The 16,886-nt window shown below is 58.1% G+C and carries 14 protein-coding genes; 8 read left to right on the forward strand and 6 right to left on the reverse strand.

Going from position 1 to position 16,886, the window contains the following annotated elements:
- The first annotated feature begins 17 nt into the window (after window positions 1–17).
- Together MKZ79_RS09520 and MKZ79_RS09525 are read left to right on the forward strand one after the other, a co-directional pair.
- The gene (locus tag MKZ79_RS09520) at window positions 18–1,649 is read left to right on the forward strand and encodes a hypothetical protein (RefSeq protein ID WP_336141536.1); all 1,632 of its coding nucleotides are present in this window, start codon (window positions 18–20) and stop codon (window positions 1,647–1,649) included.
- Window positions 1,650–1,817: 168 nt separating this feature from the next.
- Window positions 1,818–2,024 (forward strand): hypothetical protein, encoded by a 207-nt coding sequence (locus tag MKZ79_RS09525; protein WP_336141537.1) that lies wholly within the window; start codon window positions 1,818–1,820, stop codon window positions 2,022–2,024.
- Window positions 2,025–2,593: 569 nt separating this feature from the next.
- On the opposite strand, the gene MKZ79_RS09530 is transcribed toward MKZ79_RS09525, so the two are convergent.
- Together MKZ79_RS09530 and MKZ79_RS09535 are read right to left on the reverse strand one after the other, a co-directional pair.
- Window positions 2,594–2,902 (reverse strand): SymE family type I addiction module toxin, encoded by a 309-nt coding sequence (locus tag MKZ79_RS09530; RefSeq protein ID WP_336141538.1) that lies wholly within the window; start codon window positions 2,900–2,902, stop codon window positions 2,594–2,596.
- Between the two features lie 502 nt (window positions 2,903–3,404).
- Entirely contained in the window at window positions 3,405–4,202 is a 798-nt protein-coding gene (locus tag MKZ79_RS09535; RefSeq protein ID WP_336141539.1) for an IclR family transcriptional regulator, read from the reverse strand.
- Window positions 4,203–4,429: 227 nt separating this feature from the next.
- On the opposite strand from MKZ79_RS09535, the gene MKZ79_RS09540 reads away from it, so the two are divergent.
- Genes MKZ79_RS09540 through MKZ79_RS09565 form a run of 6 tightly spaced genes read left to right on the forward strand, consistent with a single transcriptional unit; the run spans window position 4,430 to window position 10,651 of the window.
- The gene (locus tag MKZ79_RS09540) at window positions 4,430–5,416 is read left to right on the forward strand and encodes a 2-dehydro-3-deoxygalactonokinase (protein WP_336141540.1); all 987 of its coding nucleotides are present in this window, start codon (window positions 4,430–4,432) and stop codon (window positions 5,414–5,416) included.
- A 52-nt stretch (window positions 5,417–5,468) separates the two neighbouring features.
- Window positions 5,469–6,095 carry a 2-dehydro-3-deoxy-6-phosphogalactonate aldolase gene (locus MKZ79_RS09545; RefSeq protein ID WP_336141541.1) on the forward strand — a complete coding sequence of 209 codons (627 nt, stop codon included), beginning with the start codon at window positions 5,469–5,471 and terminating at the stop codon, window positions 6,093–6,095.
- Window positions 6,092–7,525 (forward strand): N-acyl-D-amino-acid deacylase family protein, encoded by a 1,434-nt coding sequence (locus tag MKZ79_RS09550; RefSeq protein WP_336141542.1) that lies wholly within the window; start codon window positions 6,092–6,094, stop codon window positions 7,523–7,525. The genes MKZ79_RS09545 and MKZ79_RS09550 overlap by 4 nt, the downstream gene beginning before the upstream one ends.
- An 8-nt stretch (window positions 7,526–7,533) precedes the next feature.
- Window positions 7,534–7,929, forward strand: coding sequence for a RidA family protein (locus MKZ79_RS09555; protein WP_336141543.1), 396 nt, complete (start codon window positions 7,534–7,536; stop codon window positions 7,927–7,929).
- A 35-nt stretch (window positions 7,930–7,964) separates the two neighbouring features.
- Window positions 7,965–9,428: a sodium:solute symporter family protein gene (locus MKZ79_RS09560; protein WP_336141544.1), complete on the forward strand. Its 1,464-nt coding sequence runs from the start codon at window positions 7,965–7,967 to the stop codon at window positions 9,426–9,428.
- Entirely contained in the window at window positions 9,425–10,651 is a 1,227-nt protein-coding gene (locus MKZ79_RS09565) for an amino acid deaminase (RefSeq protein ID WP_442897143.1), read from the forward strand. The genes MKZ79_RS09560 and MKZ79_RS09565 overlap by 4 nt, the downstream gene beginning before the upstream one ends.
- 133 nt (window positions 10,652–10,784) lie before the next feature.
- Here MKZ79_RS09565 and MKZ79_RS09570 read toward each other — a convergent pair whose 3' ends face one another.
- From MKZ79_RS09570 to MKZ79_RS09585, 4 genes are all read right to left on the reverse strand, one after another.
- A complete protein-coding gene (locus MKZ79_RS09570; protein ID WP_336141545.1) occupies window positions 10,785–12,089 on the reverse strand; it encodes an NAD(P)/FAD-dependent oxidoreductase in 1,305 nt (434 codons plus the stop codon).
- A 154-nt stretch (window positions 12,090–12,243) separates the two neighbouring features.
- On the reverse strand, window positions 12,244–13,395 hold the full coding sequence (gene fucO / locus MKZ79_RS09575; RefSeq protein ID WP_336142171.1) for a lactaldehyde reductase: 1,152 nt from the start codon (window positions 13,393–13,395) through the stop codon (window positions 12,244–12,246).
- A gap of 570 nt (window positions 13,396–13,965) precedes the next feature.
- Window positions 13,966–15,153, reverse strand: a complete 1,188-nt coding sequence (ampH, locus tag MKZ79_RS09580) for a D-alanyl-D-alanine-carboxypeptidase/endopeptidase AmpH (RefSeq protein WP_336141546.1) — start codon at window positions 15,151–15,153, stop codon at window positions 13,966–13,968.
- Window positions 15,154–15,241: 88 nt separating this feature from the next.
- Window positions 15,242–16,804, reverse strand: coding sequence for a methyl-accepting chemotaxis protein (locus tag MKZ79_RS09585; RefSeq protein ID WP_336141547.1), 1,563 nt, complete (start codon window positions 16,802–16,804; stop codon window positions 15,242–15,244).
- Window positions 16,805–16,886: the final 82 nt, after the last annotated feature.

Consider the following 16,886-nt stretch of genomic DNA (forward strand, 5'->3'; position numbering starts at 1 on the left):
ACAACAGGGAGAGAATCATGAAAGAGTGGCTAGCCAATATTTTCCGCCATCCGGACGAGCAGCTTTTTCCGGTGGTCTGGCCGACAGAGCAGAAGGCCATTTATCACTGGCTGATGCAGTGGCCGCAGGATGAAGTCTTACCGGAAGAGGCGCAGACGCTGCCGGACGAGTTGGCCTTAGCGGAGGATGAGAACCGCCTGCGCTGGGCGCCCGGCGCACTGGATGGCGCTTTTGGCCATCATGTGGCGCGCGGCGACGGCAAAGAAAAAGCGGCTCAGATTACGCAGGCGATAGTCAACGTCCTGCGCCACAGCAGCAGGAAAAACATGCGGGTGTTGTATCAGCTGCTGAGCGAAGAGACGCCGCTTAATTATATTGATGATTTGCTCAGCGGGCTGAGCCAGTCCGGCGCTATCGATGCGCGACGACTGCGGGCACTGACGCTGTTTCTGGCGACAGGAGCGCCGGATCGCCAGGTAGTAAAATGCGCGATGGCGCTGCAGGCTTTCTTCCCTTATCAGCAAAGCATTAATATCCTGCGGACGCTGGGAGGCCACGATGAGTTTACGCTTTACGCGGTGGTCGCGATGCGCGCCATTCTGCCGCCGGAGGAGTATCAGCAGGAGTGGCTGGCACTGGCCAAGCGCGTGACCGGCTGGGGACGTATCCAGCTGATCGAACGGCTGCCGGAAGAGCCGGATGAAACTCTCCGTCAGTGGCTGTTAAGAGCGGGCTACGCTAATGACGTGATGGTGGAATATACCGCCTGGCACTGCGCGGAACATGGCCGCCTGCACGAAGCGCTGGATGGCGAAGTCGATGCGGAACTGCTTGCGGGCGCAGCGGAAATCTTGCGAGGGATGATCAATGGTCAGCCAGGCCCGGGTATTGATGAATATGCTTTTGCCGCGCTGGCCTGCGAGCGCTATCTTGCCCATGTTATTCCGGCGACGACCGGCGATCTGCAGCACTATCAGGTGGTCAACGAGATCGCCCGGCTGGCCGATGAAGAGTCGTTCGCGACAGAAGCAGAACGGCAGAAATTAAAAGCGCTCTGCGCAACTATTCAGGCGCGGCCGGAATGGCCGGCATTAATCAAGGCTGGCCTGTACGAAGAAGACGTAGCGATCTTCGATCACGCCTTAAGGCTTTGCCGGGAGCAGGGCGGCGATCCCTGGCCTGCGGTTTATCAACGCTATCGCGCGCAGCCTGAAAACTGGCTCTGGTATCAGATGATGCAGACCGACAACGCGGACTATATAGCGCAGGTCGTCGAGCTGGCAGAAAACGAGCTGGATTTGACCGCCATCGCCTCCGGGCCGGGAAAATCGCTGGGTATGGGGCCGCAATACCGTCAGCACGACGCGCTCGATTCCGTGTTGCAGGACTTAAAACGTTTTCCAGGATTGGGCTGGGAGCTTATTCAGGCCGGTTTACAAAGCCCGGTTACGCGCAATCGTCATATAGCGCTGAATGCTTTAGAAGCCTGGCCCGCAGCTTCGCTGCCGCTGGAAACCGTCGCGCTGCTGGAACAGGCCAGAAGACAGGAACCGGAAGAAGAGGTGGAAAAAAGGTTAGTGCAGCTACTTGAGCGGTTGGCGGAACAGCCCGAGACAGTCACTGACAGCGATGTTTACCCTGGCGGCTGATTGCCAACTCAAGGAACCAGGCGCTTGTCGGCTGCCGCTATATTTATAGCCGCCGGTGTAATTATTGGGTTTTCCGACTGCACTCCAGGCGGCGAACCCATTAGTAGGGATGCGGGAAATAAGTTTTCTCAGGCTGTAGAATAAGCGGCCTTAGCGGGAGAGATAAACATGGATCCAACATTGGAAGAAGTTATCGATTTTGTGCGCGACTTTTCGGGCTGGCGTAATAAGAAAATCGATAAATACACCTTGTTAGAGGAAGATTTACATATTACCGGCGATGATGGCGTAGAGCTGCTGGAGGAGGCGGAAAAAGTATTCGGCATCAGCTTTGAGACAGAAGAGGAGAATTTCCGTTCGCTCTTCTCGCTGTAGGATAATGAATATCTCTTCAATGGCGAAGGTTTTGATTTTTTCGGCATTGGATATTTTTGCCGATGGTTAAATGGTACTCCTCATCCTGTTGTCTGCGATCTTTCGGTCGGCAAGTTACATGAGGTGTTGGTAAAGCTACGAGGCAAAAGAAGCGCCTCGGGAAAAGAACACGTGGATTAGCATGTTCAGAAGTTGCCCGGGCCATGCCGTGCCGGTTATTCAGGCGGCGAAAACCAGCGGCGGTGAACCCCATCCTTTGAGCATAGCGGAAATAGCCACTTTGAAATCTCGTCTGCTGGCAACCGTTCATCGTCATGATGATATGTGCGAAAGGCTTTTGCGACAGAGTAAAGCGTCGCTCTGATAACCACAGGGTTATGCTTACACCGCTGAACGATCGACATTTCTTACTATCGGCAGCCGTACTGGCGCGCAGTTTGTAACAAAGGTTACGTTACTGGTTTTGCGCTACTTCGCCTAAAAAAGCTCCTGCAGGCGCGAGATAACACCTCCTGCAGGCGCGAGATAACGCCTCCCGCGCCCGCCGTTATGGCGCAAACATCTGCAGCCTATTCCACCATCAGCACGCGCTCCTCAGAAGCCAACGCATCCAGCTCCGCCAGTGCCGCCAGCTTTTCCAGCTCCTGCTCGTGTACCTTTCTGGCGGTCAGCACCAGGCTGCCGTAGCGAACCCAGACGTCCACCATTGTTCCGATGGGAAAACCTGCTTCTTCCAGCCATTTCCCCCTTAATATCAGCGTCGGTATGCGCTCCTGTTCCGGCGGATTACCAGCACCGCTTACCGTTAAATAACGTATAGCGGGCTCGATTCTTTCTGTAGAGTCGCTTTCCGCAGAAGAATTTTTCATCGCTATCATAACCACCTCCTTTATTGTTGTGGCCAGCGGCAGCTAAAATTAGCGCCGCGATTATTCGCTTCTGGCGCCATTATAGTGCGGCTCAATAAGTCAGCTAGCTGTTTTAAATAGCAAAATTAAAAAACGGAATGCGGCTCGGAAAAATAATGTAACGAAGGAGAATGGATTAAAGAAAAAGTTGTTGTTGATTCCATCGCTTATTATTTCTGGCTGAATAAATCGTCGCCACGCTAAACAATAAGATCGCCAGCGCTGCGTTAACAGCAGCACTGGCGTGGCGTTAAGGTGCTCACAGCGTCTACAGTTTTTCCTTATCAGGAAACTCAACGATGCTTTAACCGGCTTCCATGCTGTTTACCTCGCAAAAATCGTATCGGGAGGCAGCGTAACGGGAAGGCAACAGGCGAAGAGTGAACGTCCTTACAGCTGCCGCATAGCTTTTCGCCCTTATCGCCAATAAATACGGCAACCTGCACTGCATTTCGCAAATTTACCTGATAAATCAGGAGCGATCTGAGGGGTTACGCAGCGGTGCGATATAGCCCAGGCGGCGGGAAACAGTCAGCGCGATCTCCGCCAATGCCAGGTCGACGACCTTCAGCTTGCGCTGCATACGATGCGTCGGCCCGGCGACGCTGATCGCGCCGGTTACGCCGTCGGAATAGTTGAAAATCGGCCGGGCGATGCAGGTTAAGCCTTCTTCATTTTCCTCGTTGTCGAGCGCAAAGCCGCGCAGGCGAATCTGCGCCAGTTCGTCATACAGCGCGACGCGATCGACCAGCGTCTTTTCCGTAAATGCCTGGCGCGGTTCGCTCACAACTCTGTCGATCTCTTCCGCAGGTTGAAAGGCCAGTAGCGCTTTGCCGACGCCGGTACACCACGCGGGCAGGCGCGAACCAAGCTGAGCGTGAGTCTGAATGGCCAGCGTGCCTTCGCTTTTATAGAGATAGACTACCTCGCCGCTGCGGTAGACGCCCAGAAAGCAGGTTTCCTGCGTCAGCGCCGAGAGCTTTTTAAGAAAGGGAATAGCAACCTCCACCAGGCTGAGATTCATCATGCCCTTAACGCTTAACTCAAAGCTTTTCAGATCGAGATGATAGCGATCGGTGGCGTCGTCCAGCATCACATACTGTCGCGCTTTCAGCACTTCCAGCATTCGGAACAGCGTGGTTTTCGCCATACCGGTCTGCTTGACCAGCTCGGCCAGGCTGATGCCATCGGCATGATCGCTGATTGTTTCAAGCAAAGTCAGCGCTTTATCAATACCTGACGCGTTTCTGTTATCACCGGGGTTTGGCATCCCTTTTTCCTCGTAAATTTTTTTAGATCAGCGTGAGTGTTCACAGGTTAAAACCGATTTTTTATCAGGTGCTTACGCTACATCACCTTCGTCCGGGTAAGTTCTTGCTGCTGTTCGAATTGTGAACAGGATCGAGTTTGTGAAAAAAACGGAATGACATTCCGTTTTTAGCCTGCAACTCTGTTGCTACCGGAACGGAGTTCCATTTTCATACTCAGGGACAGAGCATGTTTACCATCACCATCGATTCAGGCACGACCAACACCAGGGTCCAGATATGGCGAAACGGCAGTTTTGCCGCCGGTCGATCCCGCGCCGTAGGCTTACGGGATTTAGCCGCCGCAGGCCATAAAATATTAACCTCCGGCGTCAGAGCAATGCTGGAGAGCGCGCTTGCGGAAGTGCCTGACTGCAGCCTTGAAAACTGCCTGATTGTGGCCTCAGGTATGATCACGGCCGATACCGGGCTCTGTCCGATTCCCCATCTTGCCACGCCTGTCGCGCTGGACGATCTCGCCCGGGCGGCGCGCAGCCTCGCCGTGCCGGCCATCAGCAATCAACCGATCTGGTTTATCCCCGGCGTAAAGAATAATGTCGCCGGAGTAACGCCTGATGACCTTGATCAAATGGATATGATGCGCGGCGAAGAAGTTGAAACTTTTGGTCTGCTTGCGCAGCTGGATATACGCGGCCCCGCCTTAATCGTCCTGCCTGGCTCCCACTCTAAATTTATTCGCGTTGATGAACGCCAGCGCATTGTCAGCAGCTGCACCACGCTGGCCGGCGAGCTGCTGGACGCTCTTACGCATCAGACGCTACTCGCCAGTTCACTGACGGAAGGATTTGCCGGGCGGCTCGATGTCGATTTCCTGCATAAAGGCGCGGCCCTGTGCCGGCATGTAGGCTTCTCCCGCAGCTGCTTTGCTGTACGCCTGCTCGATCTCTTCGCTGGCGCGACGCACGACCAGAAAGCCAGCTTTCTGCTGGGCATCGTTTTGCAGAGCGATCTACACGCCATCAGGCGCAGCAGGGCGCTGCGGCTGGAGCCTGAGCTTGCTGTTTTTATCAGCGGCCAGCCGCTTTTCAGCAAGGGACTGGCCACGCTTCTGGCGGCCGATCCCTGGTTTACCGGTTCCGTCACGCTGACGACGGAGAGCGAATTAAAACCGTTGGCCGGTTTTGGCGCCCTTACCGTCATGGAAAAGCGGCGCTAAGAGCGCTTTAGCCGCCGCCGTAAAGACGCGTTGTTCAACAAGGAAAAGTTGTATGCACCAGTCAATAAAGATGCCGCTTGTGGCTATTCTCCGTGGCATTACTGCCGAAGAAATCGACAGCCATATTCCGCCACTGCTGGAGGCCGGGTTTGAAGCTATCGAAATTCCACTTAACTCGCCGCAATGGCCGCTCAGCCTGGCGCGGGCTGTCGCCAGCTATGGCAACAAGGCCATTATCGGCGGCGGCACGGTAATCGATCCCGGCGAAGTTGAGAAGCTGGCCGGGCTTGGCTGTCGGCTGATTGTCAGCCCCAACTGTTGTCCGGAAGTGATCCGCGCCGCGCTGCGGCACAACATGCAGGCATTGCCGGGCTGCTTCACGGCGACCGAGGTTTTTGCCGCCGTCAGAACAGGCGCAAACCAAATTAAACTTTTCCCCGCCGCGCTTTTTGGGCCGGGCTATATACGGGCGCTGAAGTCGGTGCTGCCCGCTGATATCGCTATCTGGGCCGTGGGCGGCGTTACGCCGGAGAATATGGCGGCCTTTTTGCAGGCCGGCTGCACAGGTGTCGGGCTGGGCAGCGATCTCTATCGCGCCGGCCAGAGCGCAACGCAGACAGCCGCGCGCGCCGCCGCTTTTGTTCAGGCCTGGCGGCGGCATCAAAAGGAGGCGGTATGAAAGCCGACATCCTGTTTAAACAGGCCAGAGTCATTGACGGTTCCGGCCAGGCCGATTATCAGGCCGACGTCGCGGTCTGCGGCGACCGCATCATACGTATCGCGCCAGCTATACGCGAAAAAGCGGACAGGGTTATTGAGTGCCGTGGTTTGGCGCTCGCGCCGGGCTTTATCGACGTGCATACCCATGACGATCTGGCGGTCATCAAACGGCCCGCTTACACGGAGAAAACTTCGCAGGGCGTCACCAGCCTGATTGTGGGCAACTGCGGTATCAGCGCCGCCTGCGCGGTGCTGCAAGAGGAGGTGCCCGATCCGCTCAATTTGCTGGGCGAGCGGGAGGAGTTCGTTTTTCCCACGCTGGCCAGCTATCGTGCCCGCATCGACGCGCTGGCGCCCTCAGTCAACGTCGCCTCGCTGATTGGGCATACCACGCTGCGCAATAGCTGCGTCGCCTCGCTGGCCGAACCTGCGGACGCCGACAGCACGAAAGCGATGTGCCGCCTGCTGCGCGAGGCGCTGGAGCAGGGCGCGCTGGGACTAAGCACAGGTCTTTCATACGGCAACGCGGTCAATGCCTCCACCGAGGAGATCTGCGCGCTGGCGGCGCTGCTGCCGGCATATCAGGGCATCTATACCACCCATATGCGCACCGAATATGACGGCATTATTGAGGCGATGCACGAGGCCTTTCGTGTTGGCCGCGAGGCACAGGTGCCGGTGCAGATCTCCCACCATAAATGCGCGGGCGCGGCCAACTGGGGCCGCACCACGGAAACCCTGCGGCTGATCGAAAAATATCAGCAGCAGCAGGATATCAGCTGCGATGTTTACCCGTATCGCGCCGGCTCTTCCAACCTGGATTTGAAGCAGGTCACTACCGATTACGACATTCTGATCAGCTGGTCTGCACCGCATCCGGAGATGGCAGGCAAAACCCTGCTGGAGATCGCCGCGCGCTGGGATACGGACGTGCATCAGGCGGCAGCACGACTGCTGCCCGCGGGCGCCATCTACTTTCAGATGCATGAAGAGGACGTGCGCCGCGTGCTCTCCCATCCCTGTTCGATGATTGGCTCCGACGGGCTGCCGTGCGATCCCAATCCGCATCCGCGGCTGTGGGGCACCTTTCCACGGGTACTGGGCCACTACAGCCGCGAAGAGAAGCTGTTCCCACTGACGACGGCGGTACACAAGATGACCGGCATGTCGGCAGCGCGCTTCGGCCTGCGCCAGCGTGGACTGATCAAAGAGGGCTATTTTGCCGACCTGGTGCTCTTTGACGCTGAGCGCGTCAACGAAGCGGGCAGCTTTCAGCAGCCGAAGCAGCTGGCGATCGGCATCAATCGGGTGTTCGTTAACGGTGTGCTGACCTGGCAGCAGCAACAGATGACCGGCCAGCGCGCCGGCAGGTTCTTAAGCAAAAGATAACGGAGAAAATGATGATTAAGCGTTACGGAACAGAAGGGTCTGAAGGAACGGGCGGTCAGGCGCTGCCTTTTGCCAGCGCGGTAGCGGCGGACGGCTGGCTTTACGTCTCCGGCCAGACGCCGATGGTGCAGGGCGAAATCATTGACGGCGGCATCGTGGCGCAGTCCAGGCAGGCGATCGAGAACTGCCTGCGTATTGTAGAGGAAGCCGGCTTCAGCAAAGAGGACATCGTGCATATGAAGGTTTTCCTGAGCGATGCCCGCTATTTCCAGTCTTTTAACCGGGTTTTCCGCGAGTTCTTCTCTGCACATCCGCCAGCACGGGTTTGCTGCGTGGCCGATCTGGTTGTGGACTGCATGGTGGAAGTGGATATGACCTGCTTCAATCCGCGCATGAAAGCCTGATTAACGCCAGCTACGGGCCATTACAAGGATAAGTTATGGAACATCAAAATTTCCTGCTCTGGTTTCTGCTTTACGCCTGCGCCATGATGCTGGTCGGCTGGTACGTCACCCGTCAGCAGAAGACCGGCGAAGATTTTATTCTTGGCGGCAGAAAGCTGCCGATGCTGCTGACGCTGGGATCGACCGTCGGCACTATGGTCGGCACCGGTTCCAGCATCGGCGCCGTCAGTTTCGGCTATAACAATGGCTGGGCCGGTATGCTTTACGGCGTCGGCGGCGCGGTTGGAATGCTGCTTACCGCCTGGCTGTTCGGCCCGGTAAGAAAGCTGCGTTTTATGACCATGAGCGAAGAGGTCTGTTACTACACCGGCGGCAGCCGCATCGTGAAAAACCTGGTGGCGCTGCTGATCTTCCTCGCCTCCATCGGCTGGCTGGGCGCGCATATCCTCGGCGGCGGCCTCTATCTGGCGTGGGCGGCGGATATCGATATCAATCTCGCGAAGCTCATTATCGCCGTTGGCTTTGTCTTCTATGTCGGCATCGGCGGCTATAAGGCGGTATCCTGGATCGACACGCTGCAGTCCATCGTGCTGTTTCTCGGCTTTATCGTGCTGGCCACGCTGGCCGTCAGCCACGTCGGCGGCTGGGAAACCATCGTGGCCAAAACCGATCCGCAGGCTTTTACGCTGTTCGGCATCGGCAAGCTGGGGCTGCTGCCCGCCATTTCGCTGTCGGTGGCTATCGGCATCGGCGTGCTGGCAACGCCTTCCTATCGCCAGCGCATCTACTCCGCCGCCTCGACCCGTGCTATTCGCCAGTCGTTCGTGATCACCGGGCTGCTTTATATGGGGTTCTCCTTTCTGCCCGCCATTATCGGCATGGCCACGCACGTTATGAACCCTAATCTGGATAATCCGGGCTTCGCCTTCCTCTACGCTACCAATGCGCTGCCTTACGCGCTGGCGATGGTGGTGCTGATTGCCGGGATGTCCGCCAATCTCTCATCCGGCAGCTCGGATGCTATCGCCGCCGTGTCGATTATCCTGCGCGATATTTATACGCTGATCGTCGGCAGAATGCCGCCGCCGGAGAAAGCCATCGGCCTGTCGCGCCTGTTTCTGCTCTGCGTGATCGGGCTGGCGCTGATCTTCGCGCTGCTCTCCAACGACATCATCGGCTATATCACCAGCATGATCTCTACGGTGATGTCCGGCATGTGTGTCAGCGTGCTGCTGGGTAAGTTCTGGCAGCGCTTTAACTGGCAGGGCTGCCTGGCGGCGCTGCTGGGCGGCAGCCTGACTTCGCTGGGCGTGATCCTCTCGCCTTACTGGTCGGCGAAGCTGGGCAATCCCGTGCTGCCGTCGCTGGGCGTTAGCCTGATAGTGGCGGTGATAGCAACGCTGGTTGCGCCGCGGAACAAGCTTTCACGCGCGGAGGTGCTGCAGATGATCACCGAAGAGCGCGAAGGCGGTCAGGCAATACCGGAGGAGAGTGAATGAATCGGTTTAGCCAGGCCGCCCATAAAGCGGCGGCGATGAGCGTCTCGCCGGAAGGCTTGCCCAACGTGCTGCGGGAAGATGTCTGCCTGCCCGCCGCGCTGATCCGGCAGCAGGCGCTGGAAGAAAATATTCGCTGGATGCAGCGCTATGCCGACGCGCGCGGCGTCTCGCTGGCGCCGCAAGGCAAAACTACCATGACGCCGGCAATCTTTCGTCAGCAGCAGGCGGCGGGCGCCTGGGCTATTGGCGTCGGCAACGTCTGGCAGGCGCAGGCGGCGATAACGGCGGGCATCCGACGCGTGCTGATGCCTAACCAGCTGGTCGGGCAGGCGAATATGCGGCTGGCTGCCGGGCTGAAGCAGGCTTACCCTGAGGTCGACTTTCTCTGCTGTGTGGACGAGCTGGCGAACGCTCGCGCGCTATCGGCTTTCTTCGCTGCGCGGCAGCAGAAGCTGGACGTGCTGGTAGAGCTGGGCCTGCCGAATGGCCGCTGCGGCTGTCGCAGTGCGGAAGAGGCGCTTGCTCTGGCGCAGGCCGTTAGCGAGCTGCCTGGGCTGCGGCTGCGCGGGCTGGAAACCTATGAAGGCGTGCTGCATGGCGACGGCGCTCGGGCGCAGGTTGAAGCGCTGCTTAGCGGCGCGGCGAAGGTGGCGTGCAGGATGGCGCGCTATGTCGAAGAGGAATTTATCCTTACCGGCGCGGGTTCGGTCTGGTACGACGTTGTCTGCAACGTCTGGCTGGCGGCGGAAATGCCGCCGCGCTGTCGCATCGTGCTGCGGCCCGGCTGCTATATCACTCTCGACCACGGTATCTACCGGGAGGCGCAGAGCGAGCTGCTGAACCGGGATCGCGTCGCGGCTGCAATGAGCGGCGGCCTGCAGCCCGCGCTGGAGCTGGCCGCGCTGGTGCAGTCGGTGCCGGAGAAGACGCTGGCGGTGGTGAACTTCGGCAAGCGCGACGCGGCCTTCGACGCCGGGCTGCCGCAGCCGATTGCTCACTATCGCGCGGGCAGACCGCTTTCGCTGCGGTCGAACGAGCTGCACAGCGTAGCGATTATGGATCAGCACGCTATTCTGCAGAAGGCGCCGGAGAGCGATATTCAGGTCGGGGATCTGCTTATTTTCGGCACTTCGCATCCCTGTCTGACCTTTGACAAATGGCGGAAGCTGCTGCTGGTGGATGAAAACTATAACGTGCTGGAAGAGTGGGCCACGGCGTTTTAAAGAAAGCGCGGCGTTTGCCGCGTCTTCTTCCCTTTCTGGCGCCTCTTTTCGTTCACGCCAGGAGTTTTGTAAGTCATAAACCCGTGGGAAAACGCCAATGCGCCGGTTGAAGGCTGGCAAGACCCGTACGGCATCAGGCCTCTCGTCTGCCCAGCCAGCGCTCTTTAAGCAGCGAGCCGGCGATAGCTGCATCCAGCAGGGGCGACGGCGGCAGAAAGTTCGCCTGACCCAGCGCCAGCATCGTCGATATCAGCGGATTATTGTAGCCCAGCGCGTAATCCGCCAGCAGCAATCCGGCGATAGTCTGTTTGGATACGCCCGCGCCATTGCAGCCGCTGGCGGTATAGACGGCGTTGCTGATCGCGCCCCAGATCGGCGCGCCGTTGCGGGTCACGCTGATGGTGCCTGACCAGCTGTGAGCCAGCCTGACTTCCTTAAGCTGCGGATAGATTTTGTCGAACGTGGCTCTGTGCAGTTGGGTAGCGGCATAAGTTTGCGCGGCGGTAACGCAACCACGCAGTGCAGGCACAACGTGCTGGCGGATTAAAATGCGGCGATCTCGGGTATAGCGCAGCGTGGCGCCCGCGATGGCGTTGACCGGCGTCAGGCCCCAGCTACTCTCCGGCAGCCGCTGCTGCTGCTCCTTGCTCAGCGGCTCGCTCAGGCTGGCGAAGGTCGCCATCGCCGCCTGCTTGCTGATGCCCGGCGTAAGCTCGCTGGAGAGCGCGGCCGTCGCCAGCATCACTTTCGGCGCGGAAAGCGTGCCGAACGGCGTCAGGATACGGTTCATTTTGCCGTAGTGAATGGCCATTACCGGCGTATTGTCGTGCAGGATAACATTTTCCGGCAGCGTCGCCGCCAGCCCGATAACCAGAGCCGCCGGATTAAGCAGCACGGCGCCCGGCGTATAGATGCCCTTATGATAAAAGTGGGTGCCCAGCTTTTGCGCCAGCGCTTCGCGATCGAGTATCTGATACGGCTCATTCATTAAATCGAGATTTTCGCGGTACTCCTGCAGCACGCTTTCGCTGCGTGGATCGGCCTGGCAGTGATATTTGCCGGCCTTTTCCCATTCGCACTCGATCCTGCGATCCGCGACGATCTTTTCCAGCTCGACGATCCCGGCCTGCAGCAGGGATCGATAATCCTGCGCTTTTTTCAGTTCCGCCGTCGAGCTGCCGATATTATGCGGCAGCCCAATCGCGAAACCGGAATTGCGGGCGGAGGAACTTTCCGCAGCGCTGGCGGCGTCAACCAGCACAATCTTCAAATCCGGACGATGGCTTGCCAGACGGCGCGCGAACGCCAGACCGGCAAAGCCCGCGCCGATAATAACCCAGTCCGCGTTGCAGTCGCCGTGCAGCGTGGGGTTGACGACGGGCGCTTCGCGCAGCCAGCCGTTGCTGTTCTGGTTAAAAGGTACTGAAGCGTATTTCACGATAATCTTCCCTGAACTGGCCGGACGGTAGCAAAACTGCAAGAGTAACATCGCTTTCGTCCGGCATTTTTTGTCGTGCGTCAATTCAGAAACGGCCGAACGGCCTTCAGACGCGAAGAAAACAGGCAGGCGCGATGGCCTGCATGCTGGCGGATCAGTAAATTTTGCGGTAAAGCTCGGCGATATCGGCCAGCGTCGCTTCTCTCGGGTTGCCGCCGGTGCAGACATCATCCAGCGCGGCCTGCGCCAGCGCAGGAATATCCTCTTCCTTCATGCCCACATCGCGCAGGCGGGCAGGAATGCCGACGTCGGCGGAAAGCTGCTTAACCGCTTCGACGGCCGCTTCTCTCGCTTCGCTCAGGCTCATGCTACAGACCTTCGCCACGCCCATCGCGCGTGCGATATCGCGATATTTTTCTCCGGTAAACTCCGCATTCCACGCCATGACGTGCGGCAGAATGATGGCGTTGGCGACGCCGTGCGGCACGTTATAGAAAGCGCCCAGCGGATGCGCCATGCCGTGCACCAGGCCAAGACCGACGTTAGAGAAGCCCATGCCGGCCACGTACTGGCCCAGCGCCATATCTTCCACGCCCTGCTTATCGCCCGCGACGGAAGCGCGCAGCGAGCGGTTGATAATCTGGATCGCTTTCAGATGCAGCGCGTCGGTCAGCTCCCAGGCGCCCTTAGTGGTAAAGCCTTCAATGGCATGGGTCAGCGCGTCAATACCCGTGGCGGCCTTGAGCGAAGGCGGCATACTCGCCATCATCTCCGCGTCGATTATCGCCACCACCGGAATATCGTGCGGATCGATACAGACGAATTTACGGCGGTTTTCCTCATCGGTAATCACATAGTTAATGGTGACTTCCGCCGCCGTACCGGCCGTGGTCGGAATGGCGATGATCGGCACGCAGGGATTTTTCGTCGCGGCGAAGCCTTCCAGGCTGCGAACGTCGGCGAACTCCGGGTTATTGATGATGATACCGATCGCTTTGGCCGTGTCCTGAGGCGAGCCGCCGCCGATGGCGATCAGATAGTCCGCCTGCGCGGCCTTAAACGCCGCCACGCCATTGGTAATGACCGCGATAGTGGGATTAGGCACAACCTCGTCATAGATGACATAAGGCAGATGATGCTGAGCCAGCAACGTGGTCACCTTATCGATCACGCCCGCTTTAAGCAGCGTTTTATCGGTTACCAGCAGCGCTTTTTTCAGGCCGCGCTGATTAACTTCATTGACGATTTGCGAAATGGCGCCGGGGCCGAACCAGGAGGTTTCGTTCAGGATCATTCTTTGTAGCATCATCTTCTCCAGTCGTTTCAATTTTTTTGAAATTACGGACGTTATTGTCACTGCCTGGAAATATGCGGATGAATGCCTGGTGGGGTATTGATTAAGATCAGGTAGCGGCGAGTCAGCGCCTGAATATATGTTTAATCAGGGAGTTATATACGATTTTCTGTAATAGCCGCTTCACTCTGTGAAGCGCGGTCAAACCTCGGTTATCCGCATTTTTCTCCGTACTCGCTTCCGTTGTTGGCGAAGCGTGCGCGACGGCTTGAGATGAGCGCGGTGTTCGGGCGACGCGTGGCTTACGCGGCGTTCTGGGTTGCCGCGGTTCTCGTGGCTCCCGTGGTTCTCGTGGCTCCCGTGGCTCCCGTGGCTCCAGCGTCTCTCTGGGCGTGCGTGGCTGCCGCGGCGTCCGAGGCTCGCGCGGCTTTCTTCCCGTCGGGTCTGTGTCATGCTGCATAGCTGTTCCTGCTGCCGGATATCAACGCCCGGCTTATCAATTTTCGCGCCGGAGAAGAGGCCGCGCTCAGGAAAAATGGCGGTCTTCCCACCATAAAAATGCTGAGCCGCGGCCAGGATGGTTTACTCGCTTTCCATAATAGAAGCGGCGAGCTGCGCGCTGTCCGGCGTGTTGCCGATAAGCTCGGTAAGCAGGTTGTTGACGCCATCGCTCATCGCCGTAAAACGTGTTTCCGGCGAACGAGTAACCACGATAAACACGCCAACGCTATAGCGCGGCACCATCGCCATATAGGTAATAAAGCCGCCGCCGCCGCCGGTTTTCTGAATAATGCCCGGACGGCCGCCCTGCGGCGCCATATAGACCCAGCCCAGGCCCAGCGCCGAGGCTTTGCCCGGCACGTCCATGCCTTCTACTTTTGTCAGCTGGCTGCGCTGATAGATCATGGTCTGTACCCGGTCAGCCTGCGCGGAGCGAGAATGAACATCGGAAGAGAGGAACTGCTGCATCCAGCGGCCCATATCGTCCGGCGTGGAATAGACGCCGCCGCTGCCGATCGCCGCCAGCGTGTTGGTGCAGGGACTGGCGCCTTTTTCCGCCACCATCAGGCGTGAGCACTGTTCGGGAGAAGGCGTAAAGGTCGTGTCTTTCATGCCCAGCGGCCGCGTAATTTCACGCTGCAACAGCGCCTGATAGGAGGTGCCCGCCGCGCGAGCCAGCGCGTCGCCGAGCAGATCGAAAGCCAGGTTGGAATAGGCGGCCTGCGTGCCGGGCGCGGCCTTCAGATGCGCGGTTTTCAGCCAGCTCCAGCGCTGGCTGGCGGTTGGCCAGACAAACACCGGACGATGCGGTTTGCCGCCGGGCTGCTCGCGCGGCAGGCCGCTGGTATGCGTCGCCAGATTAATCAGCCGAATCGTCTGCCCGGCGTAGGCAGGCACATAGCTGCCGGGCGGCGCATATTTGCTTAACGGATCGTCAAGGCGCACCACGCCTTTCTCCGACAGCTTCACCAGCAGCTCGCTGGTCATCAGCTTGGTCAGCGAAGCGATACGAATAACGGAGTCTTTCTGCGGCCTGACGCTGCTGCCCGGACGCACCGAGCCAAGACTGGCGAACACACGCTGATTGGCGTCAATCGCCACCATCGCCATGCCCGTCGCCTTAGTGTTGTAAAAAATGTTCTGTGCGTAACGATCGACAATCTGCGAGGCCAGCAAAGGGTCGGGAGAGGTTCGTGCGGCCAGCGCGCCGAGCGGGAAAAGGGCGCAAAGCGCCAGCAGGCGAAAAAGTTTCAACGTGCGTACATCCATCGGGAGCGAAAAAGTGCCCCTATACTAATCTTTTTCTTAAAGCTGAAAAAAGAGCGGCGGCCTCTTTTTTCCGGGCCGCCGCCAGCCATCAGGCTGCGTGTTGACTGACTTTGAAAATGCCAATGGCGCGGGAAAGCTGCTCGGCCTGCTCCTGCAGCGACTGCGCCGCGGCGGCGGATTCATTTACCAGCGCCGCGTTCTGCTGCGTCACCTGATCCATTTGGGTAATCGCCATATTGATCTCATCGATGCCGGTGCTTTGCTCATGGCTGGCAATAGAGATTTCTCCCATGATTTCCGTCACGCTTTTCACGCTGGCCAGCACTTCTTCCATAGTGCTGCCCGCTTTGGCGACCTGCTTGCCGCCTTCATCCACCTTGTTGACGGAATCCTGGATTAGCTGCGCGATCTCTTTCGCGGCGGAGGCGGAACGCTGCGCCAGGTTGCGCACTTCCGAAGCTACTACGGCGAAGCCTCGGCCCTGTTCGCCTGCGCGAGCGGCTTCCACCGCGGCGTTAAGCGCCAGAATATTGGTCTGGAAAGCGATGCCGTCGATAACGCTGATAATGTCGACAATCTTCTTCGAAGAGTTGTTGATGACTTCCATCGTGCTGACCACCTGATTGACCGCCGTACCGCTCTGTACCGCCACCTTCGAGGCCAGCGCCGCCAGCTCGTTGGCCTGACGCGCGTTATCGGCATTCTGCTTCACGGTAGAGGTCATCTGCTCCATTGCGGAGGCGGTTTCCTCCAGCGAGCTGGCCTGCTGTTCGGTGCGCGAGGAGAGATCCATATTGCCCAGCGAAATTTCGCCGGAAGCGGTAGCGATCAGCTCGGTGCCGGAACGCACTTCGGTGACGATGCGCAGCAGATTTTCATTCATGGTTTTCAGCGCCTGCATCAGCTGGCCCGTTTCATCAGTGGAGTTAACGCGGATAACCGTGCGTAAATCGCCTGCCGCCACGTTCTCGGCAATCTGTACCGCTTCGCGCAGCGGCGTAACGATAGAACGGGTGAGGAAATAGCCCAGCACCACGGCCAGCAGCGTTGCCAGCGTGGAGCAAATCAGCGTGATGCGGATCGCTGTAGCGCCATCGGTAACGGCGTTAGCGCCTTCAGCCTGTAGCTGGGTAGACTGCGAATCGGCAAAACGCTTGACGATATCCAGGTAGGCCGTTTGCGCAGGCGTCATTTTCATCAGCGCGTATTCGGCGGCAACTTCCTGATTGCCGCTCTGAATCAGCGCCAGCAAGGTCTTTTTAGCCTCTTCAAACTGCTGAGCGGCTTCTTTCACCGCCTGAATTTTTTTAATGCCTACCTCGGTTGTTTGCAGTTTGGCAATCTTTTCTATCGTCTGGTTAGTCTGCTGCGTCACGCTATCTAACTGACCATAACGCTTCTGGTTTCTTTCCGGATGCGCCGCCTCTATCACCATGCCGCGCAGGTACTTAATCTGATCGTTAACGCCGTCGCGCACGTCAAAAGCCAGCCTGACTTTGATATAGCGATCGTTAATGATGCGGTCGACCGAGCCGTTAATGCTGCCGGTTTTCACAATCGCCGTTACGCTGACCACGACTAATAACAGTATTACCAGACCAAACGCTGCGCCAAGACGCACGCCGACCTTTAAGTTTTTTAAAGATGTCATCCGGATGATTCCTTGCTGTTTAAATGAGAGCCTTTAAGTTGATAACTAACGTTACTAAGGCTGTTAAATCGGCAGCAGGGCT

Origin of the sequence: Erwinia sp. CGal63, from assembly GCF_037026505.1 — a bacterium.
Lineage (GTDB): Bacteria > Pseudomonadota > Gammaproteobacteria > Enterobacterales > Enterobacteriaceae > Erwinia.

What these genes read in the sequence shown, in the direction of transcription:
- MKZ79_RS09520 (WP_336141536.1), top strand. Translation starts at nt 18, where the DNA reads ATGAAAGAGTGGCTAGCCAATATTTTCCGCCATCCGGACGAGCAGCTT.
- MKZ79_RS09525 (WP_336141537.1), top strand. Translation starts at nt 1,818, where the DNA reads ATGGATCCAACATTGGAAGAAGTTATCGATTTTGTGCGCGACTTTTCG.
- MKZ79_RS09530 (WP_336141538.1), bottom strand. Translation starts at nt 2,902, where the DNA reads ATGATAGCGATGAAAAATTCTTCTGCGGAAAGCGACTCTACAGAAAGA.
- MKZ79_RS09535 (WP_336141539.1), bottom strand. Translation starts at nt 4,202, where the DNA reads ATGCCAAACCCCGGTGATAACAGAAACGCGTCAGGTATTGATAAAGCG.
- MKZ79_RS09540 (WP_336141540.1), top strand. Translation starts at nt 4,430, where the DNA reads ATGTTTACCATCACCATCGATTCAGGCACGACCAACACCAGGGTCCAG.
- MKZ79_RS09545 (WP_336141541.1), top strand. Translation starts at nt 5,469, where the DNA reads ATGCACCAGTCAATAAAGATGCCGCTTGTGGCTATTCTCCGTGGCATT.
- MKZ79_RS09550 (WP_336141542.1), top strand. Translation starts at nt 6,092, where the DNA reads ATGAAAGCCGACATCCTGTTTAAACAGGCCAGAGTCATTGACGGTTCC.
- MKZ79_RS09555 (WP_336141543.1), top strand. Translation starts at nt 7,534, where the DNA reads ATGATGATTAAGCGTTACGGAACAGAAGGGTCTGAAGGAACGGGCGGT.
- MKZ79_RS09560 (WP_336141544.1), top strand. Translation starts at nt 7,965, where the DNA reads ATGGAACATCAAAATTTCCTGCTCTGGTTTCTGCTTTACGCCTGCGCC.
- MKZ79_RS09565 (WP_442897143.1), top strand. Translation starts at nt 9,425, where the DNA reads ATGAATCGGTTTAGCCAGGCCGCCCATAAAGCGGCGGCGATGAGCGTC.
- fucO (WP_336142171.1), bottom strand. Translation starts at nt 13,395, where the DNA reads ATGCTACAAAGAATGATCCTGAACGAAACCTCCTGGTTCGGCCCCGGC.
- ampH (WP_336141546.1), bottom strand. Translation starts at nt 15,153, where the DNA reads ATGGATGTACGCACGTTGAAACTTTTTCGCCTGCTGGCGCTTTGCGCC.
- MKZ79_RS09585 (WP_336141547.1), bottom strand. Translation starts at nt 16,804, where the DNA reads ATGACATCTTTAAAAAACTTAAAGGTCGGCGTGCGTCTTGGCGCAGCG.